Consider the following 1,520-nt stretch of genomic DNA (forward strand, 5'->3'; position numbering starts at 1 on the left):
GGGCTGAGTTAGATCGGTAACATCCAATTGCTTAGCAAATCAGTACTAAGTCTTGGGTGAAAAGGCTTATTTCAAATTATGTTTTACTTCTTTAATAAGTTGATCGGTGTACGGTGTATTTGGATCAACTCCTAAGGAACCTATAAGTGCCTCTGCGTAGGCCCGGTCCAATGGGCTACCATATATAGACTCTTCTACAATTTTTGTAGCAGCCCATAAACGTATATTCTCTTTCTTCTGCTCTATTGCCTTCTTTAGTTCTTTTTCATCAGGAGGCTGAGTAATCGACATGTCTAAATGCTCCTTTATTATGTATTCAGCGAACTGCCGTTGACTTGAATCATTCCACATTGCTATTAGCTCTTTTGCAATATAACTAGGTTGCTTATGACGTATCCTCTTAAATATTCTGTACCCGAGAAGCCCCAAAGCGCCTAATCCAACAATCACACCAACTACACTTGCCCCAATGCCAGTTGCTGTAGCAGCTCCTACTCCTGCAACTGTGAGACCGGCAGCTGTTAGTCCTGCTGCTCCTGCTCCCGTTGCAGATGAGCCTGATATCATATCGTTACTCGATCGAGCCACTTTACTGCCTGCTTTTTTATTTGTGTAAGCTGCAGTTGTAAAAGTTGATCCTTTGAGTTCTGTATATCTATCTTCAAGAGATTTGATTTGAGCTTTGCTTTTACGCGCATCTTTACGATTTTTGTATGCAACTGCGGTACCGAGCATACCAAAACTAAGACCAATTCCACCTAATGTGAAACTTGGTGTGGAACTGGCTAATGCTGCTGCCGGTCCTGTTATACCTTCTGAAGCTGCTTCTAGCAGACCTATACCACCTGAAGCTACACCAGTACCTGTCTGGGCAGTATCAGCAGCAGCAACAACATTTGATCCCGCTATCTTAGCAACTCCTTCTTTTAACTTCGTACTTTTTCCGGTTTCAGGTAGCTCTAGATCACTTTGTTTCTGTCTCTCAGGTAAGGTAACTATTCCCTCCATATAAATATGGAAACGATATAGCTTCTCTAAAGCTTTGGCTAATTGACCACTCTTCTGAAAACTATAGTTCTCCTCCTCGGCTTGTAATGAAACTAAATTCAATCCCTTTTCGAATACCTTCTTGACATCGGGTAACTGTTTCCTCGCGAACTCTTTCCACGATTTCATAGACCTGACCCGTGAAATTAGCATCATTGGAAGAATACCAAGTTCGTTGATTATCTTTTTTATCAGTTGCGTTTCATCAATTTCTCTTAGAGAATCAAACACTTCATTCAGAACATAAACTAAGTTATCCAAGTACTGATCGAAGGTTACAATCCCAACATCGTTTCTTATTGGATCCGTTGGTTTCATGCACTGAATCGATGAAGTTTGATGAGCCAAAGTCGACAACCTGTGCTGGGGATTAGTCTTTTTCAATGCCGGTTTGGGAACTTCTGCTTGTGTGACTGCTCGTCGTCCCATCAGGTCAGCTTCTTGTTCTAGGCTTTTCTCATCGTTGACCATGA

The 1,520-nt window shown here is 41.8% G+C and carries 1 protein-coding gene; it reads right to left on the reverse strand.

Annotated elements, in window-relative coordinates:
• Window positions 1-66: 66 nt before the first annotated feature.
• A partial coding sequence (locus tag F6K53_RS41815; protein ID WP_293086321.1) for a hypothetical protein occupies window positions 67-1,520 on the reverse strand: 1,454 nt, incomplete at its 5' end.

The organism is Moorena sp. SIO4A1 (genome assembly GCF_010672065.1).
Lineage (GTDB): Bacteria > Cyanobacteriota > Cyanobacteriia > Cyanobacteriales > Coleofasciculaceae > Moorena.